Annotated in this window: 21 protein-coding genes; 17 read left to right on the forward strand and 4 right to left on the reverse strand. The window is 70.9% G+C overall.

Translation table 11 applies throughout. The features are described from left to right. The first annotated feature begins 9 nt into the window (after window positions 1–9). Window positions 10–912 (forward strand): ADP-ribosylglycohydrolase family protein, encoded by a 903-nt coding sequence (locus ACZ7L4_RS07165; RefSeq protein ID WP_472100501.1) that lies wholly within the window; start codon window positions 10–12, stop codon window positions 910–912. A gap of 29 nt (window positions 913–941) precedes the next feature. On the opposite strand, the gene ACZ7L4_RS07170 is transcribed toward ACZ7L4_RS07165, so the two are convergent. After that, window positions 942–2,420 (reverse strand): MFS transporter, encoded by a 1,479-nt coding sequence (locus tag ACZ7L4_RS07170; RefSeq protein WP_472101934.1) that lies wholly within the window; start codon window positions 2,418–2,420, stop codon window positions 942–944. Between the two features lie 334 nt (window positions 2,421–2,754). On the opposite strand from ACZ7L4_RS07170, the gene ACZ7L4_RS07175 reads away from it, so the two are divergent. From ACZ7L4_RS07175 to ACZ7L4_RS07185, 3 genes are all read left to right on the forward strand, one after another. Beyond that, window positions 2,755–3,381 carry a TetR/AcrR family transcriptional regulator gene (locus tag ACZ7L4_RS07175; RefSeq protein ID WP_472101936.1) on the forward strand — a complete coding sequence of 209 codons (627 nt, stop codon included), beginning with the start codon at window positions 2,755–2,757 and terminating at the stop codon, window positions 3,379–3,381. A 51-nt stretch (window positions 3,382–3,432) separates the two neighbouring features. Beyond that, window positions 3,433–4,134, forward strand: coding sequence for a ribonuclease HII (locus ACZ7L4_RS07180; RefSeq protein ID WP_472100503.1), 702 nt, complete (start codon window positions 3,433–3,435; stop codon window positions 4,132–4,134). Window positions 4,135–4,202: 68 nt separating this feature from the next. After that, a complete protein-coding gene (locus ACZ7L4_RS07185; RefSeq protein ID WP_472100505.1) occupies window positions 4,203–4,838 on the forward strand; it encodes a hypothetical protein in 636 nt (211 codons plus the stop codon). A gap of 78 nt (window positions 4,839–4,916) precedes the next feature. Here the strand turns inward: ACZ7L4_RS07185 and ACZ7L4_RS07190 are convergent, their stop codons facing one another. Then, window positions 4,917–5,555 (reverse strand): hypothetical protein, encoded by a 639-nt coding sequence (locus ACZ7L4_RS07190; protein ID WP_450810722.1) that lies wholly within the window; start codon window positions 5,553–5,555, stop codon window positions 4,917–4,919. A 223-nt stretch (window positions 5,556–5,778) separates the two neighbouring features. Next, window positions 5,779–7,941, reverse strand: a complete 2,163-nt coding sequence (locus ACZ7L4_RS07195) for a RecQ family ATP-dependent DNA helicase (protein WP_472100507.1) — start codon at window positions 7,939–7,941, stop codon at window positions 5,779–5,781. Window positions 7,942–8,073: 132 nt separating this feature from the next. Between ACZ7L4_RS07195 and ACZ7L4_RS07200 the strand changes: the two genes are divergently transcribed. From ACZ7L4_RS07200 to ACZ7L4_RS07230, 7 genes are all read left to right on the forward strand, one after another. Then, window positions 8,074–9,525, forward strand: coding sequence for a DUF4192 domain-containing protein (locus ACZ7L4_RS07200; protein ID WP_472100509.1), 1,452 nt, complete (start codon window positions 8,074–8,076; stop codon window positions 9,523–9,525). A 413-nt stretch (window positions 9,526–9,938) separates the two neighbouring features. Continuing rightward, complete coding sequence (locus ACZ7L4_RS07205; protein ID WP_472100511.1) at window positions 9,939–11,867, forward strand: glycogen debranching N-terminal domain-containing protein; 1,929 nt, start codon at window positions 9,939–9,941, stop codon at window positions 11,865–11,867. Between the two features lie 107 nt (window positions 11,868–11,974). Next, a complete protein-coding gene (locus ACZ7L4_RS07210; RefSeq protein WP_266714958.1) occupies window positions 11,975–12,736 on the forward strand; it encodes an NUDIX hydrolase in 762 nt (253 codons plus the stop codon). Window positions 12,737–12,909: 173 nt separating this feature from the next. Further along, complete coding sequence (locus ACZ7L4_RS07215; RefSeq protein WP_472100512.1) at window positions 12,910–14,853, forward strand: ABC transporter ATP-binding protein; 1,944 nt, start codon at window positions 12,910–12,912, stop codon at window positions 14,851–14,853. A 163-nt stretch (window positions 14,854–15,016) separates the two neighbouring features. Beyond that, window positions 15,017–15,901, forward strand: a complete 885-nt coding sequence (locus ACZ7L4_RS07220; RefSeq protein WP_472100513.1) for a FadR/GntR family transcriptional regulator — start codon at window positions 15,017–15,019, stop codon at window positions 15,899–15,901. 491 nt (window positions 15,902–16,392) lie between these two features. After that, window positions 16,393–17,943, forward strand: a complete 1,551-nt coding sequence (locus ACZ7L4_RS07225; protein ID WP_472100514.1) for an RNA polymerase sigma factor — start codon at window positions 16,393–16,395, stop codon at window positions 17,941–17,943. A gap of 161 nt (window positions 17,944–18,104) precedes the next feature. Beyond that, on the forward strand, window positions 18,105–18,938 hold the full coding sequence (locus ACZ7L4_RS07230) for a serine protease (protein ID WP_472100516.1): 834 nt from the start codon (window positions 18,105–18,107) through the stop codon (window positions 18,936–18,938). 102 nt (window positions 18,939–19,040) lie between these two features. Here the strand turns inward: ACZ7L4_RS07230 and ACZ7L4_RS07235 are convergent, their stop codons facing one another. Then, window positions 19,041–19,271, reverse strand: a complete 231-nt coding sequence (locus ACZ7L4_RS07235; protein WP_356378190.1) for a DUF7455 domain-containing protein — start codon at window positions 19,269–19,271, stop codon at window positions 19,041–19,043. A 440-nt stretch (window positions 19,272–19,711) separates the two neighbouring features. Between ACZ7L4_RS07235 and ACZ7L4_RS07240 the strand changes: the two genes are divergently transcribed. From ACZ7L4_RS07240 to ACZ7L4_RS07265, 6 genes are all read left to right on the forward strand, one after another. Beyond that, the gene (locus ACZ7L4_RS07240) at window positions 19,712–21,835 is read left to right on the forward strand and encodes a DNA gyrase/topoisomerase IV subunit B (RefSeq protein ID WP_472100517.1); all 2,124 of its coding nucleotides are present in this window, start codon (window positions 19,712–19,714) and stop codon (window positions 21,833–21,835) included. Between the two features lie 206 nt (window positions 21,836–22,041). Continuing rightward, complete coding sequence (locus tag ACZ7L4_RS07245) at window positions 22,042–22,548, forward strand: DUF1453 domain-containing protein (protein WP_472100519.1); 507 nt, start codon at window positions 22,042–22,044, stop codon at window positions 22,546–22,548. Further along, complete coding sequence (locus ACZ7L4_RS07250; protein WP_472100521.1) at window positions 22,545–23,702, forward strand: sensor histidine kinase; 1,158 nt, start codon at window positions 22,545–22,547, stop codon at window positions 23,700–23,702. Before ACZ7L4_RS07245 ends, ACZ7L4_RS07250 begins: the two co-directional genes overlap by 4 nt. Next, window positions 23,699–24,406 (forward strand): response regulator, encoded by a 708-nt coding sequence (locus ACZ7L4_RS07255; RefSeq protein WP_472100523.1) that lies wholly within the window; start codon window positions 23,699–23,701, stop codon window positions 24,404–24,406. The genes ACZ7L4_RS07250 and ACZ7L4_RS07255 overlap by 4 nt, the downstream gene beginning before the upstream one ends. A 93-nt stretch (window positions 24,407–24,499) precedes the next feature. Beyond that, window positions 24,500–25,033, forward strand: a complete 534-nt coding sequence (locus tag ACZ7L4_RS07260) for a DUF485 domain-containing protein (protein WP_472100525.1) — start codon at window positions 24,500–24,502, stop codon at window positions 25,031–25,033. Next, window positions 25,030–26,640 carry a solute symporter family protein gene (locus ACZ7L4_RS07265; RefSeq protein ID WP_472100526.1) on the forward strand — a complete coding sequence of 537 codons (1,611 nt, stop codon included), beginning with the start codon at window positions 25,030–25,032 and terminating at the stop codon, window positions 26,638–26,640. Before ACZ7L4_RS07260 ends, ACZ7L4_RS07265 begins: the two co-directional genes overlap by 4 nt. Window positions 26,641–26,642 lie beyond the last annotated feature (2 nt).

Here is a 26,642-nt window from a genome sequence, read left to right on the forward strand (position 1 = left end):
GGCAGGGCGATGACCGCTGACTCCTCACCCGACGGGCGCTTGAACCGCGCCCTGTCCAGCCTGCGCGGACTCTCCGTGGGAGACGCGCTGGGATCACAATTCTTCGTTCCCGCGAACTATCCGCTGCTGAAGTCGCGCGCACTGCCGGACGGCACATGGCAGTGGACCGACGACACCGAGATGGCCGCCTCAGTGGTGGCCGTCCTGGCCGCTCACGAGCGCGTCGACCAGGATGAGCTGGCGCGATCGTTCGCGGAGCGGCAGGACGTCGACCGCGGGTACGGCCCTGCCGTGAACCGGCTGCTGCAGCAGGTCCGGGACGGGGACGACTGGCGGACCCTGGCCTCCGCGCTGTTCAACGGTCGGGGGTCGTGGGGGAACGGCGCGGCGATGCGGATCGCGCCGCTCGGCGCCTACTACGCCGACGACCCCGAGCAGGCCACGCATCAGGCCGAGATCTCCGCGTACCCGACGCACCAGCACCGCGAGGCCGTCGTGGGCGCGATGGCCGTGGCGGCCGCCACGGCCCTGGTGGCCGATCCAGCGGGGCCTCCCACGCCGCAGGACCTGCTGGACGGTGTGATCTCCCTCGTACCGCGCAGCGCGGTGGGTGCCGGCCTGCGCCGCGCCAAGGACATGCTCGACTACGGGGACCCGTCCACGGTGGCGGCGGTCCTCGGCTGCGGCCGGAGGACCACCGCGCACGACACCGTGCCCTTCGCCGTCTGGTCGGCGGCGCGTGGCCTCGGTGACTTCGAGGGGGCCTTCTGGAGCACGGCCCAGGTCGGCGGCGACATGGACACGACCTGCGCGATCGTGGGCGGCATCGTCGCTTCCGGCACGGACGGGGCGCCCTCGGCCGAGTGGCTCGGGCGGACCGAGGAACTGCCGGCCTGGGCGCCGACCGCGTAGGGCACGGACCGGGCCGGGGGAGGGGTCCCTCAGGCCGCGGCCCCGGATTTCCCGCTCAGCGCCTCCAGATCGCTCTTGCGTACCTGGACGACGAACAGGGCGATGAGCGCCGCGGCCACGGCCAGCGCGGCGGCCGCTATGAAGGCGTTGCCGATGCCGTGGGCGAGCACCGCGTCGTTCCATGGAGCGGGCAGCCGGTGGGTCCTGGCGAACTCGGCCTTCTGCTCCGGTGAGGCTTCGGCGAGGAACTTCGGGATCTGCTTCTTGGCCTCGCTCTCGCTGGCGCTGCTGAAGATCGTGGTGAGGACCGACAGGCCGAGGGCGCCGCCGACCTGCTGCGTCGTGTTGAGCATGCCGGATGCCGCGCCGGACTCGCTGTCGGCTATGCCGGAGACCGCGGTCAGGGTCAGCGTGACGAAGTTCAGGCCCATGCCGAAGCCGAACAGGAGCATCGGGCCGAGAATGCCGCTGAGGTAGGAGCTGCCGGGGTCGATGAGCGTCAGCCAGCCCATCCCCGTGGCGGTCAGCAGGCAGCCCACCGTCATGAAGGGCTTGGGGCCGAGCCGCGGCAGCAGGTTCGTGGCGATCCCCGCGCCGAGCACGATGGCCGCGGTCACCGGGAGGAAGGCGAGGCCGGCCTTGACGGGGCTGTAGTGCAGCACGTTCTGCACGAAGAGCACGATGAAGAAGAACATGCCGAACATCGCAGCGGCGAGGCTCAGCATCATCGCGTAGGTGCCCGACCGGTTGCGGTCCTTGAACAGCTTCAGGGGTGTGATCGGCTGGCTGGTGCGCCTCTCGATGGCGATGAAGGCGATCAGCAGGACCGCGGCCGCGCCGAAGGACGCGATGGACAGCCCGTCGCTCCAGCCTTCGGAGGCTGCGCGGATGAATCCGTACACGAGGGCGGCCATGCCGAGGGTCGAGGTGAGGGCTCCCGGCAGATCGAACCGGCCGGGGTGGCGCTGCGACTCCTTGATGTAGCGGGGAGCGAGCAGGGCGATCAGTACGCCTATGGGTACGTTGACGAACAGCACCCAGCGCCAGTCGAGCCAGTCGGTGAGCATGCCTCCCGCGAGGAGCCCGAGGGCGCGGCCACCTGCGGAGACGGAGGCGAACACGCCGAACGCCCGGTTCCGCTCGGGGCCTTCGGGGAACGTGGTGGCGATGAGGGCGAGCGAGGTGGGCGACGCGATCGCGCCTCCGACGCCCTGAAGCGCGCGGGCCGCGAGCAACTGCCAGGGTTCCTGCGCGAATCCGCCCAGGAGCGAGGCGAGGCTGAACAGGGCGATGCCGGTGATGAACATGCGGCGGCGCCCGAGAAGGTCGCCGGCCCGGCCGCCCAGGAGCAGCAGTCCGCCGAAGGTGAGCGCGTAGGCGTTGATCACCCAGGTCAGGTTGTTGGTGGAGAAGCCCAACGCCGTCTGTATGTGCGGCAGGGCGATGTTCACGATGGTGGCATCGAGAACGACCATCAGCTGGCATGCGGCGATCACGGTCAGCGCGATGCCGGGTCGGGGTGGGCGCGCGGTGGCGCGGGACTTGCTGGGTGGAGCCGGATGTTCCTGGACCTGTTCCTGTGTCACGAGCGATCCCCCATGGGCAAGATTAGAGAACGGTGACGTTCCCTGTGCGGGATCGTAGCGGCACCGTGTTAGTGAACACAAGCGTTCTTTACGGGAGTTGGGAATGCGCCGGTAGAACCTTGCCGTCGACCCATCGAAAGGAAGGGGCGAAGCCTGAGATGCTCGGTGGTGGCTCCCCATCAGCGCACGTGAGCGTGTGCTGAGCTCGCTGCCGCGCGTCCGAACCGCTCTCGGACGGCTCAACGGAGAGATGATGATGGTTAGTTCACGTCGGACGGTCGCCCCCGCTCAGGCGGCCTCCGCGCTTCGCAGGCGTGGCCCCGTGCTCGAACGGGCCATTCTGGAGGCCGCGTTGGATCAGCTCAGCACGGTCGGCTGGAACGGCCTCACGATGGAAGGTGTCGCCGCGGGCGCGCAGACCGGCAAGGCCGCGGTGTATCGGCGCTGGCCCTCCAAGGAGGACCTCGTGGTCGACGCGCTCCAGGCGGGACTGCCCGCGCTGGACTCGGCGCCGGAGTGCGGAAGCGTGCGGGAGGACCTGCTGGAACTGTGTCGCCGGTTGCGTGCGGCCATGTATTCACGGCCCGGCTACGCGCTGCGCTCGGTGCTTCACGAATGCGACACCCTCACTGCCGAGCGCTTCCACAGCGTGATCACCGAAGGTGTCATCGAGCCCAGCGTCGAGCTGATCAAGGAAGTCGTGCGGCGCGGTGTCGAGCGGGGCGAAGTGCGCCCTGACGTCGACGAGGCGAGTGTGTGCGACGTGATTCCGGCGCTGATGATGTACCGCTCGAAGGTGTGCGGAAGCGAATGGGAAGAGGGGGATCTGGTGGAGATGATCGACCATGTGATGGTCCCGCTGCTGCGTCGGCAGGCGCATTGAGGTGAGCCGGGTGTCGCGACGGTACCCGGGCGGCGTACGCTGTCTGCCGCCATGCCGTACGAAGCACCCACCCACACCGTCGAGCGCTCACTGCGCGCCACCACCGGTGCCAAGATCATTGCTGGTGTCGACGAGGTCGGTCGCGGTGCCTGGGCCGGTCCGGTCACCGTCTGCGCAGCCGTCACAGGGCTGCGCCGCCCGCCGGAGGGCCTCACCGACTCCAAGCTGATCAGCCCCAAGCGCCGCGAGACGCTCGCGGACGCGCTGGAGAGCTGGGTGACAGCGCACGCCCTCGGGCACGCTTCGCCCGAGGAGATCGATGACGTGGGGATGACGGCTGCCCTCCGGCTCGCCGCCGTACGCGCCCTCGAGGGCCTGCCGGTGCGACCGGACGCGGTCATCCTCGATGGGAAGCACGACTACCTGGGTGCCCCCTGGCAGGTTCGTACGGTGATCAAGGGGGACCGTTCCTGCATTGCCGTCGCCGCGGCGTCGGTGATCGCCAAGGTCCGCCGCGACAAAATGATGGCCGAACTGGGCATCGACCATGCAGACTTCGGGTTTGCGGCGAACGCCGGATACCCGTCGCCGGTGCATCGTGCCGCGTTGGAGGAGCGGGGGCCCACCCCGTTCCACCGGCTTTCGTGGGCGTATCTTGATGCGCTGCCCCAGTGGCGGCACCTCAAGAAGGCCCGCAGTTGGGCGGATGTCGGCGTTCCGGAGATCGAGGGTCAACTCGGCTTCGACTTCTGACCGCCGCGCTCGCACTGACGTGCCACCCATTGGCGCGATCCGCACCTGCGTTTGATAGATATCAGCTCATGCCTCTCAGTCCCGAGGAGCCTCAGATTCACGAGAGTGCCCAGGGTCCCCGCGCCACGCCCACCAGCGGCCGTACCGCGCCGACCCCCCGTCCCGTACCCGGCCCGCGTCCCGCGGCGCCACCGCGACCCGGACGTCCGGGTCCCTCCAGGCCCATGCCGCCCGCGCAGCGAACCCCGCGCGATTCGGCGGGTGCCCAGAAGCCGGGGCCGAACGCCCCTGCCGCCACGCCGACTTCGGCCTCCCAGCCGCAGATCCAGCTCATCCCGGCCTCGGTCGAGGGCGCGCTGGACGCCGCGGAGGAGGCCCTCGACATGCTGCTCGACTCGGGCCGTGCGCCCGGCGACGTCCTGGTGGTCACCACCGGGGACCCGCACCCGTGGGCGGCCCACGAGCTGTCCTTCGGTGAGGACTCCTACTGGGCGCAGCACGACGCGCGCGACGACGTCTTCTACGCCGACGCCTCCGCCCTGGGACGCGCCGCGTCCCGCCCGGTGGTCGTCGTCGCCGTGAACGGCGGGGCCGACGAGGTCGCCACCGCGGCGCTGCCGGTCGCGCTCGGCCGGGCCGGTGCGCTGCTCATCGTGTGCGGCGACCCGGAGCGCATCAACTCTGCTCTGGGCGCCGGGGTCTGACGCGCCGCTTGCCGGCTGCCCGCACCGCGCAGCGGTGTCCGGGGAGTCCGGCAGGCGGGCGCGCGGCCGCCGTGCCGTTCAGCGCGCCGCCGCGCGGCGGAGCACCTCCGTCGTGGCGCCGCCGGTGCGCGGCGCCGACGGCTCCCCGGCCCCCAGGGCCTCGGCCACCGAACCCACGCTCGGGCGGCGCCCTGCCCTGCCCTCCCCGAGCACCTGCCAGCCGTCCCGCGTCATCGTGATGTACGCACCGCAGCGCAGGCCGTGCAGCGTGCACGCGTCACGCAGCCCCCACATCCAGGCGCCGTCCTCCTCCGTCCAGCGGGTGTCCCCTTCGCGGCAGTAGAGCATCACCGCGGTGCGCACCGGAGTGCGGCGGCGCAGGTCGTGCGGGATCACCCGGCGCAGCTGGGACAGCAGGGCGTTGCGGAACGTCCAGCCGTCGGTGGTGCTCTCGCGGCGCACGAACGAGGCACTGGCCCGCAGGCGCTCGTCGGGGTCGAGCACGGCTACGACGACGGTCTGCGGGATCGGTCGGTGGCGGGAGTGCAGCCCGCTGACGACCTCGCGGGGGTTGCGCAGCAGCGGGATGCCGGCCGCCGCCCACTCCGCGGGCTCGAGCAGCCTTGTCGGTCGGTTGACGGAATCGGCGGACCTCTCGGTGCGCATCGAGGACGCGGACATCGATACCGCCGAGGACGGAGCGAATCCGAAGGCCACGGTCCTCCCTTCGGCTAGACGCCCACACTGAGGGCGGGGTCGGACTGGGGAGCGCACCGCGATACAGCTCTACCGTCCACCGGATCACGCGGAGCCGCGCGGGGAGCAGCTCCAATTCTTCCCGTCGCAGTGGCAGACGGCAACGAGCAATTGGGACCGCGTTCCTGTATCTGACGATGCGTCGCCAATATCCCTGCCCAAAGGTTGGGTCGCTACGCGTTCCTCACCCCTGCACAGCCAGGACCAGTGGCAACACCCCCTCGGCTCCGGCCCGGCGCAGCAGCCGGGCCGCCATCGCCAGCGTCCAGCCGGTCTCCGTGTAGTCGTCGACGAGCAGGACCGGGCCACCCGCGCGCGCGAGTGCCTCGGCCAGCTCTGCCGGGAGCGTCAACGTGCCGTCGAGGGCGCGCAGTCGCTGGGCGCTGTTGCTGCGCGGGATGTGCGCGGTGTCGCTCCCCGGCGCGTACGAGACGCTCCCCAGCAGTGGCATGCGGCCGACCTGCGCGATGCCCGCGCCCAACGACTGGATGAGCTGCGGGCGGGTGTGGGACGCCATCGTCACCACGCCCGCCGGGCGGGGCGAGGCGTCGGCGGAACCGGAGGCCCAGCCGCCCGGCCCCTTGGCCCAGTCGGCGAGCACCTCGACGACAGCCCCCGCCACGTCGTCGGGCACCGGTCCGTCCGGGGCCTTCGGCGCGAACATGGGACGCAGGCGGTTCCCCCAGCCGATGTCCGACAGTCGGCCGAGCGCCCGCCCGGAGCCTGCCTGCTCACCCGCCGGAATGCGGCCCTTGAGGTCGATGCCTACGGCCGCGAGCCCGGTGGGCCACATCTTCCTGGGTTCCACCTCGACGCCGGGACGGCCGAGTTCACCGCGCGCCGAGTTCAGTGCCTCGGGGGAGACGGAGTCGGAGAACCGCGGCTTCGCGCAGTTGTCGCAGCGGCCGCACGGGGTGGCCTCCTCGTCGTCCAGCTGGCGGCGCAGGAACTCCATGCGGCAACCGCTCGTCGTCGCGTAGTCCCGCATCGCCTGCTGCTCGGCCTCGCGCTGCTTGGCCACCCATGCGTAGCGCTCGGTGTCGTACGTCCAGGGCTGCCCCGTGGCGATCCAGCCGCCCTTCACCCGGTGCACCGCGCCGTCCACGTCGAGGACCTTGAGCATGGTCTCCAGGCGTGACCTGCGCAGTTCCACCAGTGGTTCGAGCGCGGGCAGGGAGAGCGGCCTGTCGGACTGTGCGAGTACGTCCAGCGTGCGCCGCACCTGCTCCTCCGGAGGGAAGGCGAGCGAGGCGAAGTAGCGCCAGATCGCCTCGTCCTCCTTGCCCGGGAGCAGCAGCACCTCAGCGTGGTCGACTCCGCGCCCGGCGCGGCCCACCTGCTGGTAGTACGCGATCGGCGACGACGGGGAGCCCAGGTGGATGACGAAGCCGAGGTCCGGCTTGTCGAAGCCCATACCGAGCGCGGATGTGGCGACGAGCGCCTTCACGCGGTTCGCCAGGAGATCCTCCTCGGCCTGCTGCCGATCGGCGTTCTCCGTCTTCCCCGTGTACGAGGACACGGTGTGGCCGCACTGCCGCAGATAGGCCGTGACCTCCTCCGCGGCGGCGACGGTGAGGGTGTAGATGATCCCGGAGCCCGGAAGCTCGTCCAGATGGTCCGCGAGCCAGGCCAGACGGTGTGCGGCGTCGGGCAGCTGCAGGACGCCGAGGCTGAGGCTCTCGCGGTCGAGCGGGCCGCGCAGCACCAGGGCGTCCGAGCCGGATCCGGTGCCGAGCTGATCGGCCACGTCCGCCGTCACCCGCGCGTTGGCCGTCGCCGTCGTCGCCAGGACCGGGACGCCCTGCGGAAGCTCGGCCAGCATCGTGCGCAGGCGGCGGTAGTCGGGGCGGAAGTCGTGCCCCCAGTCCGAGATGCAGTGCGCCTCGTCGACGACGAGCAGGCCCGTGGCCGCGGCGAGTTGCGGCAGTACGTTGTCCCGGAAGTCGGGGTTGTTGAGCCGCTCCGGGCTGACCAGGAGGACATCGACCTCGCCGGCCGCGACGTCGGCCCGCACGGTGTCCCACTCCTCGGTGTTCGACGAGTTGATGGTGCGGGCGCGGATGCCCGCACGCTCCGCGGCCTCCACCTGGTTGCGCATGAGCGCGAGCAGCGGGGAGACGATCACGGTCGGCCCGCCACCACGCTGACGGATCAGCGCGGTCGCGACGAAGTACACGGCGGACTTGCCCCAGCCGGTGCGCTGCACGACGAGGGCCCGACGATGGTCGGCGACCAGGGCCTCGATGGCGCGCCACTGGTCCTCGCGCAGTCTGGCCTCGCCGCTCGGATCGCCGACGAGACGGGCGAGAACGGTATCGGCGGCTGTCCGCAGCTCTTCGTTGCTCATGCCCCCATGCAACCCGATCGCACTGACATCACGCGAACGAGCCCGCCGCCTGTGGACAACTCCTGTCGTGTCCCTGATCGGGGTTATCCACAGGCCGAACCGGAGTCATGCATTCCGCGGCATGGTCGGCGCATGACGAATCACAGCGAGCCGGCCGGGCTGACCGGCGAAGCAAAGATCACGCTCCGCACGGCAGGTGAACTGGCCGAGGCGCTCCCGTACTTGCTCGGGTTCCGGCCCGACGACAGCATCGTCCTGGTCGCCCTGCACAAGGGGCGTTTCGGCGGCCGTGTGCGCCTCGGTATCCCCGAGCGCACCGAGGACTGGCGGGCCGTGGCGCGAGAGATGGCCCAGTGCCTGATCGGCGAGTGCGAGCGCAGGGACGGCCATCCCGACAGCGTCGTCGCGTTCCTCTGCCAGGACGCCCCGACCCCCGGCCCCGACGCGGGGCGACAGGTCATGGAGCGGCTCAGGCCGCTGGCCCAGCTCCTGCGCACAGAATGCGGCAGCCTCGACGTGCCGGTCACGGAGGCGCTGTGCCTCTCGGAAGGGAGGTACTGGTCCTATTGCTGTGCACGCGCTGAATGCTGCCCGGTCGACGGCAACGTCATCGCGACCGACGGCACCTCGGTGATGGCGGCCACGGCGGCCTTCGCGGGCATTCAGGTACGAGGGTCCCTGGGGAGGATGAGGGCGCGCCTGGCCCCCATGGGGGCAGAGATCGTCACGGATCAGACGCGTGCCCTCGATGCGGCGGCGATGGACCTCGTGCCGAGGATCCTCGGCGGCACTCCCCGCAAGGAGGTGGAGACGGCGACGCTGGATCTGGCCCGCCTGGTCATGCGGCGCTTCGCGGACGCACCGGCAGCGGACGACGCGCTCGCGGCCGACCTCAAGGACGACGAGCTGCTCGCGCACGACGAGGCCGCGTCGCTGATTCTCGGCCTTCAGGACCGGGTGACCAGAGATCGGGCGGCGGAGTGGATGGACGGGGAGGAGGCCGTTCACGCACTGCGCCTGTGGCGGGCGCTGGCGCGCCGGTGCGTCGGCCCGTACGGGGAGTACGCCGCGGCGCCGTTGGCACTCGTGGGGTGGGTGGCCTGGTCGCTCGGCGACACCGTCGAGGCGGACCAGGCGCTGGAGATGGCCCTCGGCGCCGATCCGCGCTATGTGTTCGCCCGCTTGCTCAACGAAGCACGGGCCGACGGGCTCGATCCCGAACCCGTACGGCGCTGCCTGCGGGCGAAGCGGGCGGACCCGGACTCGTACCCGGATGAGGAAGCGGGCCTGGTTGCGGACGGGGACGCGGACTCGGATTCGGACGCGCCGGCCGACGTGGTCGAGGGCGCACCCGAGAGTGCCGGGGACGGCGACGGGACCCGGCCTTCGGCGCTGGCCGTCCCCGGAGGCGCCGCCGATCCAGGAGTGTCCCGTGCCGCCCGTGGCCTGGAGGCCGCCCTGCGCCGACGGGGCGAGCGGCGTCCCGGGGCCGGGACGCGTCCTGCCCGAGCGGGCACGCGCGCACCGAGGCGTCCGACGGAGCCCCGCCGCCCCAGGCGACAGCGCAGCAGGGGCGACGGATGAGGGCGGGGCGCCCCGCGGGCCTGCTTTCTCGCTTCGCGTCCCTGTGGCGTTACTTGGAGTGGGCGCGCCCCGTTCATCTCGGTGAGCGGTGGCGGCGGCCGGGCCGCGCCGCCGAGGCGCAGGGCAGGTCTTCGGCGTGCCGTACCCGCCAGGGAAGGGGAGCGAAGATGACATCCGACGCTTCGCCACAGTACGCACCTACGGTGCGTGACGATGATGCGCGCCGCGACCTCTTGGCGGTTCATGAGCCGGCTGGGGCGTCGGACCCGCATCGCGCCCCTGATGCCGTACCGCCCGAGCCTGCGCGAGGACGGACGCGCACGCCCCCGGGCCTCCCGGGTCTCCAGGCACCCTCGACGGGGCCGGCCCGAGCGCTGCGGCGGAGCACGGAACTCGCGCCGGTTCACCAGGCGTTGATCTGTGTCGCCCTGCCAGGCCTCGCTATCTCTTCGAGCCCGGGACAGCTGACGGGACAAGGACTCGAAGGCTTCTACCAGCGGGGCAGACGCCTGCTGTCGCGCTGTCAGATCCGGGTGGCGGGGCGTGAACCGACCGCCGTGCAGGCGCGCATGATCTCCGCGGACCGGGCTTGCTTCACGGCGACCCTGCGAGCGGCCTCGGACGCCGGGCCCGATCCGGACGTCGTCGTCGAGCGGATCCGGCACGCGGAGGGCACGGAGGACATCACCGTGCACAGCTCCGCGCAGCGCACGCTGCGGCTGCCGTTCGAAGTGGCGCTGGGCACGGATCTCGCCGAGCTCGGTGCGGTGGCGGCCGGGAGCGGCGGGCACGAACTGCCCGCCGTGGTCCATGACTGCGGACTGCGCTGGTCGGCGCCGGCGGGCGGCGGGCCGAGTGTCCTGGTCACGGTGACGCCTCCGCCGATGGACGCCCTGGCGTCCGCCGGCCTGCTGCGCTGGGAATTCGAACTTCCGCCGGGTGGCAGGCGCACGGTGCGACTGCGGGTACAGGCCATCGGAGAGGGCACCGGCAGAGCGGCGAGGCGCAGTGCGATCCAGCCGTTCGCCCCGGCCATGGCGCAGGGGGACGACCCGCGCGTGGGCCCGCTGCTGCGCACAGGCATCGCCGACCTGCAGGCGCTCCTGGTGGGTGATCCCGCGCATCCGTCGGACGTCTGCGTGGCCGCCGGCGCCCCGTGGCGCTGCGGTCCGGCTCCCGCCGAGGCGCTGGCGGCCGCCCGGATGGCCTTGCCGCTGGGGACCGCGCTCGCCGTCGGCACGCTGCGAGCCCTCGCCCGCACGCAACTGCGCGAGCCCGGAGCGGCGTTCGGGAAACTGCCGGGCCCGCGGCGGCAGGCAGGGGTGCACCTGCCGCCCAGTTGCACGGGCGTCGAGGCGACTCTCCTGTTCCCGGTCCTGCTCGCCGAGGCCAGACGCTGGGGGCTGGGTGAGCCCGAGGTCGCGGAGCTGCTGCCGGCGGCCGAGCGCTGTCTGCAGTGGCTGCGGACCACCGCCCGGGCAGGCCCGTACATCCCGGACCCCGGCCCGGGCGGCCCTCAGCGGTGCGAGACCCAGGCACATGCGCATCGGGCTGCCCTGCTCGGTGCCGACCTGCTGGACACCTACGACAGACCCGGCGGCGGCGAACTGCGCCAGTGGGCCGAGGAACTGCGGCGGCGCTTCCAGGAGGACTTCTGGGTCGAGGATCGCGGCGGAGGCCGACCGGCGGCCGCGCGCACGGCGGACGGGCGCAGGTCGGCGCACCTGGGCAGCGGCGCCGCCCACCTTCTGGACACCGGGCTGCTCGGCGCCGGTGCGTGTGCGCCGGGCCTGCTGGACAAGGTGCAGACCGAGCAGCTGGCGAGGCTCTTCGGCGCACCGGGGCTCGATTCCGGATGGGGGCTCAGAAGCCTGGGGGTGAAGGAGGCGGCGTACAACCCGTTCGGGCACCGCTCGGGGGCGGTGCGGGTGCACGAAACCGCTGTCGCCGTCGCGGGCCTGTCCGCCGCCGGGTACGAGAAGGAGGCGGCGTCCCTGCTCAGAGGCGTCCTCGACGCGGCCGACGCCTTCGACTGCAGGCTGCCCGAGATGTACGCGGGGCTGCAGCGGGTCGAGGGCGGCATGCCGATGCCGCACCCCGCCGCGTGCAGGCCCGCTGCGGTGGCGGCCGCGGCCGGGGTGCACCTCCTGGCCGGCCTCGTGGGCATCCGTCCCGACGTACCGGCGGGGACGGTGGCATTGTCGCCGATGCGCAGCGCCCCGCTGGGAGAGATCGGGCTGACCGGGCTGCGGGTCGCCGGGCAGGCGTTCTCCGTACGCGTCAGCCGGCTCGGCCTCGCCATGGTGGAGGAGGCTTCGGGCGAACTGCAGTTGGGTGTGTGACGAGCACGGACCCTGGCGGGCGAGGACCCCTGCGTGTCGCCCGACGCAGGGCGGAGCAGGAGAGCGAAGGGAGTGTTTATCGTCAGGCAGACGACTATGATCGTTCCATGTCGCCCTACGACCCGTCGGCCTTTCCGCCCTTCGCAGTCACCGTCGATCTGGTCGTGCTGACCGTGCGCCGTCATGCGCTGTGCGCGCTGGCGGTACGCCGTGGTGAACCGCCGTTTCAAGGGCGTTGGGCCTTGCCCGGTGGGTTCGTACGCGACGACGAGGACCTGACCGCGGCGGCCGCGCGGGAGCTGATCGAGGAGACGGGGCTGTGCGCCCACGACCCGATGGCACCGGCGCAGGACAACGGCGCGCACCTGGAGCAGCTGGCCACCTACGGCGACCCCAAGAGGGATCCCCGGATGCGTGTGGTCAGCGTCGCCCATCTCGCGCTCGCCCCTGACCTGCCCGCGCCGCGCCCCGGCGGCGACGCGCACAGCGCACGGTGGGCCCCGGTCGAGGCGCTGCTGAAGCACGGGGGCTATGGTCGGGAGGACGAGCAGGCCGCGCCGTTGGCCTTCGACCACGCGCAGATCCTGGCGGACGGAGTGGAGCGGGCGCGCTCGAAGATCGAGTACTCCTCGCTCGCGACGGCGTTCTGCCCGCCCGAGTTCACCGTCGGCGAGCTGCGCCGCGTCTATGAAGCCGTGTGGGGTGTCGCCCTCGACCCGCGCAATTTCCACCGCAAGGTGACGGGCACCCCGGGCTTCCTGGTGCCGACCGGTGGTACCACCACCCGCCAGGGCGGCCGGCCGGCCCAGCTCTTCCGTGCGGGCGGGGCCACGCTCCTCAACCCGCCGATGCTCCGACCGGAAGCCTGATCGATTCGCCGTTGAGGCGGGAGGCCCGGAATCGTGGGCACTCACGTAAGCACGATGCCCGAAAAGTGTTAAATATCGCGTTATCTTGCTGAAGTACCTCAGGGGTTTGCCCGTCGCCCTGTCGGCGGGCGGACCCCGGCCGCCGAGCGGTCGCCCATCCTGCGAGAGAAGCGATGATCCAGGCCACCGGACTGACGAGTAACGCACGCAAGGGGAGCCCGCCCGCGGTCGACGACGTGTCCTTCGACGCGCGCGCCGGCCGTGTCACCGCCCTGCTCGGCGCACGGCGGTCGGGCAAGACCACGGCCGTACGCCTGATGCTCGAACTCCAACAAGGCCGTGGCGTCACCTACTTCAGAGGCCGCCCGCTGCACCGCATCGCCCATCCCGCGCGGGAGGTCGGCGTACTGCTCGGTGATGTGCCCGGTCACCCCGCCAGAACGGTTCGGGGGCATCTGCGCATGCTCTGCTCCGCGGCCGGCGTCCCCGTGCGCCGCGCGGACGAAGTGCTTGAGGTGGTGGGCCTGGTGAGCCTGCGGGAGGAGCGCCTGGGCACCCTGTCGCGCGGCATGGACCGTCGGCTCGGCCTGGCCTGCGCGCTGCTCGCCGACCCGCACACGCTGGTCCTGGATGACCCCGCTGCGGGGCTCTCCGCCCGTGAGAGCCGGTGGCTGCACGGCATCCTGAGGGCGCACGCCGCGCTGGGTGGCACGGTCCTTTTCACCACCGAGGACGCCAAGGAGGCGGCCCGGGTCGCCGACCGCGTCGTCACGCTCGACGCGGGCAGGGTGGTGGCGGATCAGGACGTCGCCGACTTCGCGCGTACCCGGCTGCGGCCCCGGGTCGCGGTCCGCACCCCGCACGCCGCGAGATTCGGTGTCCTCCTGGCGAAGGAGGCGCGCACGGCCAAGCGCTCCGTCGAGGTGGTCACGGAGGACGGCAGTCGACTGTCGGTGTACGGCAGTACCTGCGCGGACGTGGGGGACATCGCGTTCCGGCACGGCATCCTCGTGCACCAACTCGCCGACGAGATCGGCGACGCGGGCCCTTCGACCGCGACGCCCGTAGCCGCTGACGGCCGACCGGGCAGCGGCGAGGGTGGCGTCGACGCGGGCACCGATTCCCGAACCGGCATCGGGGCCGACAGCCGGGCCGACCCCGCCGCGGCCACCGCGCCCCTCAACGCCCTCACGCCCACCAGCACCTTCGTACCGCTCGCCGAGGCGATGTCGCCCTCGGGGGCGCAGCGCCGAGCCACCTCGGACGACCGTGCATCCGGGGTCGAATCCGCGCGCGAGGCGTCCGTCGCCCTGCCGACGCTGCCCCCGCCGATCACCGTGCGTACTGCTCGCGGCCCGCTGCGTCCGGTGCGCTACGAACTGCGTCGCGCGACCGGCATCGTCACCGGGTACGTCACCTTCGCGCTCGTCCTCGCCGTCTCCGCGCTCCTCTCCGTGCTGCTCGCACGTGCCGGACACACCCCGCAGCCACGCCTGATCGCCGCCTGGCCACAGGCCCTCCCGCTGCCGCCCGCCGCGCTGGGGGCGGGGCTGCTCGGCGCCTTCGCCTTCGGCGAGGAGTTCCGCCACCCCGCACTCGCAGCCGACCGCGGAACCGTCCCCCGCCGCCTGGGACTTCTCGCCGCGAAGCTGCTCGTCGGTGCGGCGACCGCCCTCCTCCTGGGCGTCCTCACCGTCGTCGGTGATGCCGCGCTGCTCCACCTCGTATACGGACCGGAACTCACGCAAGTTCCCGCCGAGTGGCTTTCCCTGAGCGCGAGTTGGCTCGCTCTCGTCGTCGGTTGCGCCTGGGCGGGTGTTCTCGCGGCCGGCCTGTTCCGGTCCACGGCGGCCGGACTCGCCGCAGTAGTGGCCGTGCCGATCATCATCGTGCCGCTCGTACAGAAGGCCTTGGAGGGTCCATCTGTGCGAACAGCGGCGGGACTTCCCGGACGGCTGCGTGATCTTGCGCTGGTGGACTGGCCGTTCGGGATCGAGCGTTTCGCCGCAGCCGGAATGCGGATGATCACTCAACCCGTGGGTGGTGCACTCATGTTGTCGCTGGGTGCTCTGCTCTGCGCATATCTGCTCACAGCGCTGCGCACTCGGGTGCGGTGACGACCGTCCGACGCCTTCCGGTGCCTCGTTGAGCGCAACTCCCCGTGGAACGCCCACTTCTTTCCGATAAGGCGTCAAGTACAGCGAGGAGGGAGATCACCCTTTCGTGTGCTTTTCACCAAAGACCTCAAGGGAGTTGGGGGCGGCGCCGACAACAGATTCCGTGAGTACCCTTGCGCACACCATGATGACCGCCGCCCGCTCCGCCGACTCCGGCCTCGCAGGACCGGGCGAACTCGACCGCTACCCCTATGTGGAGCCGACCGCCGACCGCGTCGGCGGCCCCGCTTGGGAGAGCCCCGACCCGGATCTCGGCCGGGTGGGCCGACGTGCCGGGGGCAGTAGGGGGCGCGGTCTGCACGGCCAACTCGTCCAGCAGCTCGGGCAGATGATCGTCTCCGGCGACCTCGGCGCCGACCGCCCGCTGGTTCCGGAGGAGATCGGCCAGCGTTTCGAGGTGTCCCGCACCGTCGTCCGTGAGTCCCTGCGCGTACTGGAGGCCAAGGGCCTGGTCAGTGCCCGGCCGAACGTCGGCACGCGCGTGCGGCCGGTCAGCGACTGGAACCTGCTGGACCCGGACATCATCGAATGGCGCGCCTTCGGGCCGCAGCGCGACGACCAGCGTCGCGAGCTGAGCGAACTGCGCTGGACGATCGAGCCCCTCGCCGCGCGGCTCGCCGCGGGACACGGCCGGGAGGACGTGCAGCAGCGCCTGGCCGACATGGTGGAGATCATGCGGCACGCGCTGGGGCAGGGCGACTCGATCACGTTCTCCCGCGCCGACGCCGAGTTCCACTCCCTGCTCATCCAGCTCGCGGGCAACAGGATGCTCGAGCACCTCTCCGGCATCGTCTCTGCCGCTCTGCACGTCTCCGGAGGTCCGGTCATCGGCTGCGACCGTCCGAACGACGCGGTCGTCGCGCACCACGCGCGCATCGTCGACGCGCTCGCCGCGGGTGACGGTGCTGCCGCCGAGGCGGCCATGCGTCAGCTGCTCACCGTCCACCCCGAGGTGGAGCGCGTGGTGCCCGCTCCCCGCGAGCACTGACCGCGCCGGGGCGCGACAGGGCGGGGAGGGTGAACCCATGGGTCGCCGGACGGTGCCGCATGTGCGACGTGGACGCGGCGCAGGTGCAGGAGGGCGCCGTCCGGCGACCCGAGGCGTAGGCGGAAGGTTCGTTCTCCTCTATGGGTCCGTACTTCTCTACGGGGGCCGTACTTCTCTACGGAGTCCGTGCTTCGGGGTCGCCATCTGCCCGGACGAGTTCAACCGCATGACCTGTTCTGTCCGTATCAGTCAGTCTTTGACCGATAACGCGGTGTGACTCGGACCACGCAGATTGGGCGTAACGCTCCTCGGGGTAGCGCGATGACCTAAGAGGTGACAGCCGAGGAGGGAATACAGCAGCCGCTTGTGGCGCTGTGCATCTCCCAGGCTCCTGCCCGCGCCGTCGGCCCATCCCCAAGCCGGCGGTCGTCGGCTCCGGTCCACACAGGACGGGGCCGGAAGCCGTTTTCCAACGTTCCGAGAGGTTGTTCGTGTCGGCCAGCACATCCCGTACGCTCCCGCCGGAGATCGCCGAGTCCGTCTCTGTCATGGCGCTCATTGAGCGGGGAAAGGCTGATGGCCAGATCGCCGGCGACGACGTGCGCCGTGCGTTCGAAGCCGACCAGATTCCGGCCACTCAGTGGAAGAACGTTCTGCGCAGCCTCAACCAGATCCTCGAGGAAGAGGGTGTGACGCTGATGGTCAGTGCCGCTGAGCCCAAGCGTCCCCGAAAGAGCAGCGTCGCAGCCAAGAGTCCGGTCAAGCGCACCGCGACCAAGACCGTCGCGGCCAAGACGGTCACCGCCAAGAAGGTCGCCGCCAGCACCACCCCCGAGCCGCCGGCCGTCGAGGTCGTCGACGAGGAGACCGAGCCGGCCAAGAAGGCCGTGGCGAAGAAGGCGCCGGCCAAGAAGGCCGCCGCCAAGAAGACGGTCGCCAAGAAGACCGCCGCGAAGAAGACCGCCGCCAAGAAGGACGACGACCTTCTTGAGGACGAGGCGGCCGAGGAGACCACCCCCGCCGCCGGTAAGGCCGGCGAGGGCGAGCCTGCCGAGGAGAAGGAGGGGCAGGGCTTCGTCCTGTCCGACGACGACGAGGACGACGCGCCGGCCCAGCAGGTCGCCGCCGCCGGTGCCACCGCCGACCCGGTCAAGGACTACCTGAAGCAGATCGGCAAGGTCCCGCTGCTCAACGCCGAGCAGGAGGTCGAGCTCGCCAAGCGCATCGAGGCCGGTCTGTTCGCCGAGGACAAGCTGGCCAACGCCGACAAGCTCGCCCCCAAGCTCAAGCGCGAGCTGGAGATCATCGCCGAGGACGGCCGCCGCGCCAAGAACCACCTCCTGGAGGCCAACCTCCGTCTGGTGGTCTCCCTGGCCAAGCGTTACACCGGCCGCGGCATGCTCTTCCTGGACCTCATCCAGGAGGGCAACCTCGGTCTGATCCGCGCGGTCGAGAAGTTCGACTACACCAAGGGCTACAAGTTCTCCACGTACGCCACCTGGTGGATCCGTCAGGCGATCACCCGCGCCATGGCCGACCAGGCCCGCACCATCCGTATCCCGGTGCACATGGTCGAGGTCATCAACAAGCTCGCGCGCGTGCAGCGTCAGATGCTCCAGGACCTGGGCCGCGAGCCCACCCCGGAGGAGCTGGCCAAGGAACTCGACATGACCCCCGAGAAGGTCATCGAGGTCCAGAAGTACGGTCGCGAGCCCATCTCCCTGCACACTCCGCTGGGCGAGGACGGCGACAGCGAGTTCGGTGACCTCATCGAGGACTCCGAGGCGGTCGTCCCGGCCGACGCCGTCAGCTTCACGCTCCTCCAGGAGCAGCTCCACTCGGTGCTCGACACCCTGTCCGAGCGCGAGGCGGGCGTCGTCTCCATGCGCTTCGGTCTCACCGACGGTCAGCCGAAGACCCTCGACGAGATCGGCAAGGTCTACGGTGTGACGCGTGAGCGCATCCGCCAGATCGAGTCCAAGACGATGTCGAAGCTGCGTCACCCGTCGCGCTCGCAGGTCCTGCGGGACTACCTCGACTAGTCAAGAGCGCTGTACGGCCCTCAGAAGGCCCGGCACTTCCCCGCTCGCGGGAAGGTGCCGGGCCTTCGTCGTGAGCGCTCGGGAGCGGATCCTCGCAGTGCGCGGCGTGTCCCGCTGAATGACTCTGGGTGTGCCGATGCAACCCAGAGTGAGGAGACCGTATGCGTCGCCCTTTCACGAGAGCGCTGACCGCTCCACTGGCCGTGCTGGCCGCGGCGGCGGTGCTGCCGTTGGTCGCCCCCCAACAGGCGTCCGCCGACGAGGGGATCGTCGGGGGCCACCGGGTCGATGCCGCCAAGAGTCCCTGGGTGGTGGCGCTCGGGAGCCGTGACCGGTTCGGGGGTAACCGCGCGGGCCAGTTCTGCGGGGGAGTGGTCGTCGGGCGGTCGACGGTGCTCACCGCGGCGCACTGCCTGGGTGAGGACGTGCTCGGCGCGCCGCGCGACCAGGTGGGGGATCTCAAGGCGATCGTCGGCCGCGGTGATCTCGGAGCGTCCAACGGTTCCGAGGTGTCCGTGCGCAGCGAATGGATCAACCCGGCGTACGACGGCCGGACGAACGCCGGTGATGTGGCGGTCCTCACACTCGACACACGGCTGCCCGAGGGATACGTGCTCCCGATCGCCGGCAAGGGGGACCCGGCCTACCGGCCCGGCACCGACGCCTCCGTCTACGGGTGGGGTGACACGACGGGGGCAGGCGACTACGCGCGTACGTTGCACGCCGCGCAGGTGCGGGTGCTCGACGACGCCGAGTGCAAGAAGGCGTACCCGCCGGGCGGCACGGACGGGACGTACAAGCCGTCGTCGATGCTCTGTGCGGGCGAGCCCGCCGGGGGCAAGGACGCCTGCCAGGGGGACAGTGGTGGCCCGCTGGTCGCCGGGGGCAAGCTGATCGGTCTCGTGTCCTGGGGGAGCGGGTGCGGGCGTGCGGGCAGTCCCGGCGTCTACACGCGCGCCTCGGAGGCGCTGCGGGTCATGCAGCAGCACGCCTGACGCGTCGTACGGATACGAGGACGGGCGGCTGCTCCTGTGGTCAGGAGCAGCCGCCCGATCACCGGCCTGATGCCGGAGCTGGCTCGTCGTGTGTGCGAGGCGTCAGCGTTCCTCGGTCTCGGCGCTTGCCGGAACGGCGGTGAGCCGCTCCGTCTCGTCCTGTATCTCAGCGGCGATCTTCTTGAGTTCCGGCTCGAACTTGCGACCGTGGTGGGCGCAGAAGAGCAGTTCACCACCGCTGATCAGGACGACGCGCAGATATGCCTGGGCGCCGCAACGGTCACAGCGGTCAGCGGCCGTCAGGGGGGTCGCGGGGGTCAGAACAGTAGTCACGTCGCCTCTTCTCTAGCTCGACGAGCTGTCGTACCAGGGTCAACATCCAACCAGGCCGAAAACGTTCCCGCTCGCGGCTTTTCCTCGAAAAATTTCTTCGAGGCCGGCTGTCTGTCGCCGGGTGGCGGCGAATGTGCCGTATTGCGTCTCTAACGTCTTACGGGTTCGCGCGTTCTGTCAGGTCGGTCCTCCCCCGGCTGGTTGCCGGTTTGTTCATGAGGACGTGCCCGGAGCCTAAATGGTTCATGCCTGGAAGGGAACGTGATGTGGGCGTCACTCCATCGAGGGATCGAACACTCATGCGATCCTGGACTAGTCTGGGCTGAGGTGAGGGTGGCGTGACAAAGGCTCTACCAGGCCTCGGTACCCTCTGAACGGCGACCGACGCCGGCCCTTCATTTGTGAGGGCCCCATCTGAAATTCAGCGAGGAGCGAACCGCGTGACCGCCGATACGTCCGTGCCGTCCACAGCGCTGCTGACCGGAGCAGACCGGGACGGTTCCAACTACACCGCGCGGCACCTGCTCGTCCTTGAGGGGCTCGAAGCCGTACGCAAGCGTCCGGGCATGTACATCGGCTCGACCGACAGTCGTGGCCTGATGCACTGCCTCTGGGAGATCATCGACAACTCGGTCGACGAGGCCCTCGGTGGCTATTGCGACCGCATCGAAGTGATCCTTCACGACGACGCCTCCGTAGAGGTGCGGGACAACGGCCGCGGCATCCCCGTGGACGTCGAGCCCAAGACAGGCCTCTCCGGAGTCGAGGTCGTCATGACCAAGCTCCACGCGGGCGGCAAGTTCGGCGGGGGCGCGTATGCGGCCTCAGGCGGCCTGCACGGCGTGGGCGCCTCCGTGGTGAACGCGCTGTCGGCGCGTCTCGACGTCGAGGTGGACCTCGGGGGGCACACGCACGCCATCAGCTTCCGGCGCGGCGTCCCCGGCGGCTTCGCCAAGCCCGGACCCGACGCTTCGTTCGACCCCTCGGTGCGACTGAGCAAGGTCAAGAAGGTCCCGAAGACGCGCCGGGGCACCCGGGTCCGCTACTGGGCGGACCGCCAGATCTTCCTGAAGGACGCCAAGCTCTCCCTGGGCGAGCTGCACCAGCGCGCGCGGCAGACAGCGTTCCTGGTGCCGGGCCTGACCATCGTCGTCCGTGACGAGTTCGGCCTCGGTGAGGGCGGAAGCAAGGGCGAGGAATCCTTCCGTTTCGACGGAGGCATCAGCGAGTTCTGCGAGTACCTGGCGCAGGACAAGCCGGTCTGCGACGTCCTCCGCTTCACCGGGCAGGGCACCTTCAAGGAGACCGTCCCCGTGCTCGACGAGCACGGGCAGATGACGCCGACCGAGGTCCAGCGCGAACTCGGCGTCGACATCGCGCTGCGCTGGGGCACCGGGTACGACACGACCATCAAGTCGTTCGTGAACATCATCGCCACGCCCAAGGGCGGCACCCATGTGACGGGCTTCGAGCGCTCGCTCACGAAGACGATGAACGAGGTGCTGCGCGCCCAGAAGGTGCTGCGCGTGGCCGAGGACGACGTCGTCAAGGACGACGCCCTGGAGGGCCTCACGGCCGTCGTCACGGTGCGTCTGGCCGAGCCGCAGTTCGAGGGCCAGACCAAGGAGGTCCTCGGTACCTCGGCGGCCAACAGGATCGTGGCGAATGTCGTGGCCAAGGAGCTCAAGGCGTTCCTGTCGTCCACCAAGCGCGACGCCAAGGCGCAGGCCCGCGCCGTCATGGAGAAGGCCGTCGCCGCGGCCCGTACGCGCATCGCCGCACGTCAGCACAAGGACGCGCAGCGGCGCAAGACTGCCCTGGAGTCCTCGTCCCTCCCCGCCAAGCTCGCGGATTGCCGCAGTGACGACGTGGAGCGCAGCGAGCTGTTCATCGTCGAGGGCGACTCCGCGCTCGGCACCGCCAAGCTGGCCCGGAACTCCGAGTTCCAGGCACTGCTGCCGATCCGCGGCAAGATCCTCAACGTTCAGAAGTCGTCCGTGACGGACATGCTGAAGAACGTGGAGTGCGGCGCCATCATCCAGGTCATAGGAGCTGGGTCCGGGCGGACCTTCGACATCGACGCGGCGCGCTACGGGAAGATCATCCTGCTCGTCGACGCCGACGTCGACGGCGCGCACATCCGTACGCTGCTGCTGACGCTGTTCCAGCGCTACATGCGGCCGATGATCGAGGCCGGCCGGGTCTTCGCCGCCGTGCCGCCCCTGCACCGCATCGAGCTGGTCCAGCCCAAGAAGGGCCAGGACAAGTACATCTACACGTACTCGGACCGCGAGCTGCGCGAGACGCTGCTCGAGCTCCAGCGCAAGGGCGTGCGGTACAAGGACTCGATCCAGCGCTACAAGGGTCTCGGCGAGATGGACGCCGACCAGCTGGCGGAGACCACGATGGACCCGCGCCACCGCACGCTGCGCCGGATCAACATCGGCGAGCTGGAGGCGGCGGAGCACGTCTTCGACCTGCTGATGGGCAACGACGTGGCGCCGCGCAAGGAGTTCATCAGCAGCTCCGCATCGACCCTCGACCGCTCGCGCATCGACATGTAGCGACGAGGACCTCGACCTGTAGTGACGAGGGCGGGGGCGCGGTGATCGTGCCCCCGCCGCGCAGTTCACCTCATGCGTCTCCACCCCCGGGTGGAGACGCATGATCCACCCGGGATCCACCCCGGCTCCGATCTCCTGACCTGCTGATTTCCGTAGCGTCAAAGGCGTTGAACCCCTTCGCTCACGACCGCTCCACGGAGGCAGTCATGTCCGGGATCCCCACCGTCTTGGTGATCGTCGCCGTCGTCGCACTCGTCCTGGTGCGCCAGTTCAGGACGGAGCGGCTGTCCGGCGACCGGAAGTGGTGGCTGCTGCCCGCGATCCTCGCGGTCCTCGCCGTGAAGGACGGCGCGGTGACGGACCCCCATCACGTGACGGGCTCGGTCGTGCTGCTCACCGTCGAGGTGCTGGTGAGTGTGGGCATAGGCGTCGGGTGGGCGTTCACGACGCGCGTGTGGACGGACGAGCGGGGCGACGTGTGGACCAAGGGCACCGTCGCGACGGCCGGGGCCTGGCTCGGTGGCGTCGCGGCCCGCGCGGCCGTGGCGGGCGTCGGTCTGGCGATGGGCGTCCACCTCGGCAGCTCGGCCCTGATGCTCGGCTTCGCCGTCTCGCTCCTGGTCCGCTCCGGCCTGCTGATGCTGCGGGCCGACCAGGAGCGCTCGGCGTACGTTGGTCCTGTCGCCCAGCCGGCGTGGGAGGACCGTAGGTGATCCGCGGAAACTGGACGGAGTGGCCCTCCCGGGAGGCGCTCTCCCGCGAGGGCGTCACGCGCGCCCGGCGCATGCTCGCCCGGGCGGTGCGGACGGTCGTGGTCGCGGTCCTGGTGTGGACCGCCGTCACCCAGCGCGACGTCAGCGACTGGGCGCTGATCCTCGTCCCCGTGCTCCTGATCGCGTGCGCGGCGGCGGCCTGGGCCTTCTTCCGCACCACGCTCGACCACCGGTTGTGGCCCTCCCTCGGGCTGCTGGCGTTTCTGGTGGCGACGGCCGTCCTGGCCCAGTGGGCCGGGTTCGTCGGGCCGGCCATCGTCCTGTGGTGCGGCTGCGCGGTCTCCGCGCTCGAGCGGCTGCCCCTGGCCGCGTCCGTGCCCGCCACCGCGGTGGCCCTCACCGGATTCGCGCTGGTCAACAACGACGCCTGGCTGACCACCGCCGTCGTCGCCATCGGCCTGTGCCTGTCCGGGTACGTGCTGCGTCTGGACGCCGAAGCAAGGGGGAGCGCACAGCGCGCCCTGGAACAGGAGCGTGCCGCGCGTGCCGCCGAGGCGGAGTCGGCGGCGCTCGCCGAGCGGTCGCGGATCGCCCGCGACATCCACGACGTCCTCGCGCACAGCCTCTCCGCCCAGCTCGTGCATCTGGAGGCCGCCCGGCTCCTCATCGAACGCGGGGCGGACCGGGACCAGATCCTGGAGCGCGTCGTGGCGGCGCGCGGCATGGCCCGGGACGGGCTCGACGAGACGCGGCAGGCCCTGTCCGCGCTGCGGGGCGAGATGACGCCGCTGGAGGACTTCCTGCGGGAGCTGGTCACCTCCTCGGACGGGGCGACGCTCACGGTGGGAGGCGGGCGTCGGCCCGTGCCGACGGAGGCGTCACAGACCGTGCGCAGGGTCGCGCAGGAGGCACTGACGAACGTGCGTAAGCATGCGCCGGGTGCGAAGACGGATGTCCGGCTGGAGTACGGGTCGGGCGAAGTGGCCCTGGAGGTACGGGATTCGGGGGCGCCCCGGCCGCACGAGGAGCTCACTGTCAGTGGTGGCGGTTACGGTCTGTTGGGGATGAAGGAGCGCGCCGAGCTGCTGGGCGGCACGCTCGAGGCGGGGCCGTACGAGGAGGGTTTCGTGGTCAGGTTGAAGGTTCCCGTATGAGCGGGGTCCAGGCGGGGGAGCGCGCGGAGAGGCCACCGGCCCGCGTGGTGGTGGTCGACGACCAGACAGTGGTGCGCGAAGGGATCGTGATGCTGCTCGGGCTGCTGCCCGGGATCGAGGTCGTGGGCTCCGGGGGAGACGGTGACGAGGCGGTCGCGCTCGTGGCCGAACTGTCCCCGGACGTCGTGCTGATGGACCTGCGCATGCCGCGCTGCGACGGAGCGGAGGCGACCAGACGGATCCGGCAGGAGCACCCGGGCACCCAGGTCATCATCCTGACCACGTACGCCGACGACGAGTCGCTCTTTCCGGCCCTCAGAGCGGGAGCCCGCGGCTATCTCACGAAGGACGCCGGCGGGGAGGAGATCGTCCGCGCGGTGGAGGACGTGCTGTCCGGCGACGCGGGCCTTTCGCCGAAGATCCAGCGGCGGCTCCTGGAGAGACTGTCGCAGCCCGAGGCCGCCGCGCCGGATCCCGTCGAACCCCCCGACGGCCTGACGGCGCGGGAGGCCGAGGTCCTGGTGCTGATCGCGGAGGGGCTGACGAACCAGGAGATCGCCAAGTCGCTGCACGTCTCCACCGCGACGGTGAAGACGCACATCAACAATCTGTTCGCGAAGGCCGGGCTCAAGGACCGCGCCCAGGCCGTCCGTTACGCGTATCGGCACGGACTCGCGAAACTGCCGGGATCGTCCATCACCTAATGGGGTGAAGGGTCTGCGGAGAGCGTCCGGGATCTTCCCGGTCTGTCCATCCTTGGTCCGCGGCCGCAGTGGGCCGCGGACAAGGAGAGTTCGGTGGACAAGCACGACGGGCGCGCGGCCGCGCCGCCCAGGGCCGTTGCCACGAGGGGCAGCGGCGATCCCTGGTACGACGAGCCGGACGCGGAATGGGGTGAGTGGCGCGGCCCGGGCGCGACGTCGGCAGCCGTGCCCGCCCAGTCCGTGCCGTCCGAGCGGAGCGCGGCAGGGGTCTACCTGGAGGTGCAGCGCAGCGCGGCGTTCCAGGAAGTGCGCAGGCGCTACCGGCGGTTCGTCGTCCCGGCGTTCGTACTCTTCTTCGCCTGGTACGTCGCGTACGTCGTGACCGCGACGACGGCGCCCGGCCTGATGGCCGAACCGGTCGCGGGCGCCGTGAACGTGGCGATGGTCGCGGGCCTCGGGCAGTTCGCCAGTACGTTCCTGCTGACGTGGCTGTACGCACGCCACGCGCGGCTGCGACGTGATCGCGCGGCGCTCGAACTGCGGTGGGACACACAGGAGATGACGCGCGGCATCGCCGGGCACGCGCGCGTGAACGGCGTGGCGCACGGCGAGGGAGGCCGGCCGTGACGGGGGCGCATCAGACCCTGGCCCTGGTCCTGTTCAGCGCGTTCGTGGCGGTCACGCTCGCCATCACGACCTGGGCGAGCCGCAAGCGGCACGGTTCGGCCGAGGAGTTCTACGCGGGCGGTCGGCTGTTCTCGCCCATGGAGAACGGATTCGCCATCGCGGGCGACTACATGTCGGCGGCGTCCTTCCTCGGCATCTCCGGGCTGATCGCGCTGTTCGGCTACGACGGGCTGCTCTACTCGGTCGGCTTCCTCGTGGCCTGGCTCGTGGTCCTCTTCCTCGTGGCTGAACTGGTGCGCAACTGCGGTCGGTTCACGCTCGCCGACGTCGTCGCGGCCCGGATGCGGGAGCGGCCGGTGCGGATCGCCGCGGGAACTTCCTCGGTGACCGTGTCCGTTCTGTATCTGGTGGCGCAGATGGTGGGCGCGGGAAGCCTGGTCGCGCTGCTGCTGGGGGAGGCGAGTGGCGCCGCGCAGGCCTGGACCGTCGTCGGCGTGGGCGCGCTCATGGTCGTCTATGTGTCGATGGGAGGGATGCGGGCCACCACCTGGATCCAGATCGTGAAGGCCGTCCTGCTCATGGGCGGGGCGATCGCCCTGACGGTGCTCGTCCTCGTGCGCTTCCACGGCGACTTCGACCAGCTGCTGCGCACCGCCGCCGCACGCAGCGGGCACGGCTCGGACTTCCTGGTGCCCGGTCTGAAGTACGGCGGAAGCTGGACCGCGCGCTTCGACTTCATCAGCCTCGGCCTCGCGCTCGTGCTCGGCACGGCGGGCCTTCCGCACATCCTGTCGCGCTTCTACACCGTGCCGACCGCGCGGGCCGCGCGCCGCTCGGTCGTGTGGTCCATCGGGCTCATCGGCAGCTTCTACCTGATGACGATCGTGCTCGGATTCGGCGCCGCGGCCCTCGTTGGCCCCGAGGCCGTCCGGGGCTCGAATGCCGCGGGGAACACGGCGGTTCCGCTGCTCGCCCTCGACCTGGGCGGCGGCGCCGACTCCACCGGGGGCACGGTGCTGTTCGCGATCGTGGCCGCGGTCGCCTTCGCCACGATCCTCGCCGTCGTCGCCGGGATCACGCTGGCCTCCTCGGCCTCCGTGGCGCACGACCTGTACGCCACGCTCCGCAAGGGCGGCCCCGACGGGAAGCCCGGCGGCAGGCAGTGGAGCGAGGTCGCGGTGGCGCGGGTCGCCGCGGCGGGCGTCGGCGTGCTCGCGATCGGTCTCGGGCTGCTCGCGCGGGATCTGAACGTGGCGTTCCTCGTCGGGCTCGCGTTCGCGGTCGCAGCGTCGGCGAATCTGCCCGTGCTGCTCTACTCGCTGTTCTGGCGGGGCTTCACCACACGGGGCGCCGTGTGGTCGGTGTACGGCGGTCTGGTGCCCGCACTGGTGCTCGTCGTGCTGTCCCCGGTGGTCTCCGGGAGCCCGGCATCGCTGTTCCCCGGTGTGGACTTCCAGTACTTCCCGCTGGAGAACCCCGGGCTCGTCTCGATTCCGCTCGGCTTCCTCGCGGGCTGGCTCGGCACCGTGACCTCCCCAGAGGAGCCGGACGAGGCAAAGCACGCGGAGACCGAGGTACGGGCTCTCACAGGCGCAGGGGCGGTCTGACA

It is taken from the genome of Streptomyces sp. NPDC107575 (assembly GCF_055657265.1).

Excerpts from the sequence above, each read along its gene's own strand:
- ACZ7L4_RS07165 (WP_472100501.1), top strand. The coding sequence starts at position 10 with ATGACCGCTGACTCCTCACCCGACGGGCGCTTGAACCGCGCCCTGTCC.
- ACZ7L4_RS07175 (WP_472101936.1), top strand. The coding sequence starts at position 2,755 with ATGGTTAGTTCACGTCGGACGGTCGCCCCCGCTCAGGCGGCCTCCGCG.
- ACZ7L4_RS07180 (WP_472100503.1), top strand. The coding sequence starts at position 3,433 with ATGCCGTACGAAGCACCCACCCACACCGTCGAGCGCTCACTGCGCGCC.
- ACZ7L4_RS07185 (WP_472100505.1), top strand. The coding sequence starts at position 4,203 with ATGCCTCTCAGTCCCGAGGAGCCTCAGATTCACGAGAGTGCCCAGGGT.
- ACZ7L4_RS07195 (WP_472100507.1), bottom strand. The coding sequence starts at position 7,941 with ATGAGCAACGAAGAGCTGCGGACAGCCGCCGATACCGTTCTCGCCCGT.
- ACZ7L4_RS07200 (WP_472100509.1), top strand. The coding sequence starts at position 8,074 with ATGACGAATCACAGCGAGCCGGCCGGGCTGACCGGCGAAGCAAAGATC.
- ACZ7L4_RS07210 (WP_266714958.1), top strand. The coding sequence starts at position 11,975 with ATGTCGCCCTACGACCCGTCGGCCTTTCCGCCCTTCGCAGTCACCGTC.
- ACZ7L4_RS07215 (WP_472100512.1), top strand. The coding sequence starts at position 12,910 with ATGATCCAGGCCACCGGACTGACGAGTAACGCACGCAAGGGGAGCCCG.
- ACZ7L4_RS07230 (WP_472100516.1), top strand. The coding sequence starts at position 18,105 with ATGCGTCGCCCTTTCACGAGAGCGCTGACCGCTCCACTGGCCGTGCTG.
- ACZ7L4_RS07245 (WP_472100519.1), top strand. The coding sequence starts at position 22,042 with ATGTCCGGGATCCCCACCGTCTTGGTGATCGTCGCCGTCGTCGCACTC.
- ACZ7L4_RS07255 (WP_472100523.1), top strand. The coding sequence starts at position 23,699 with ATGAGCGGGGTCCAGGCGGGGGAGCGCGCGGAGAGGCCACCGGCCCGC.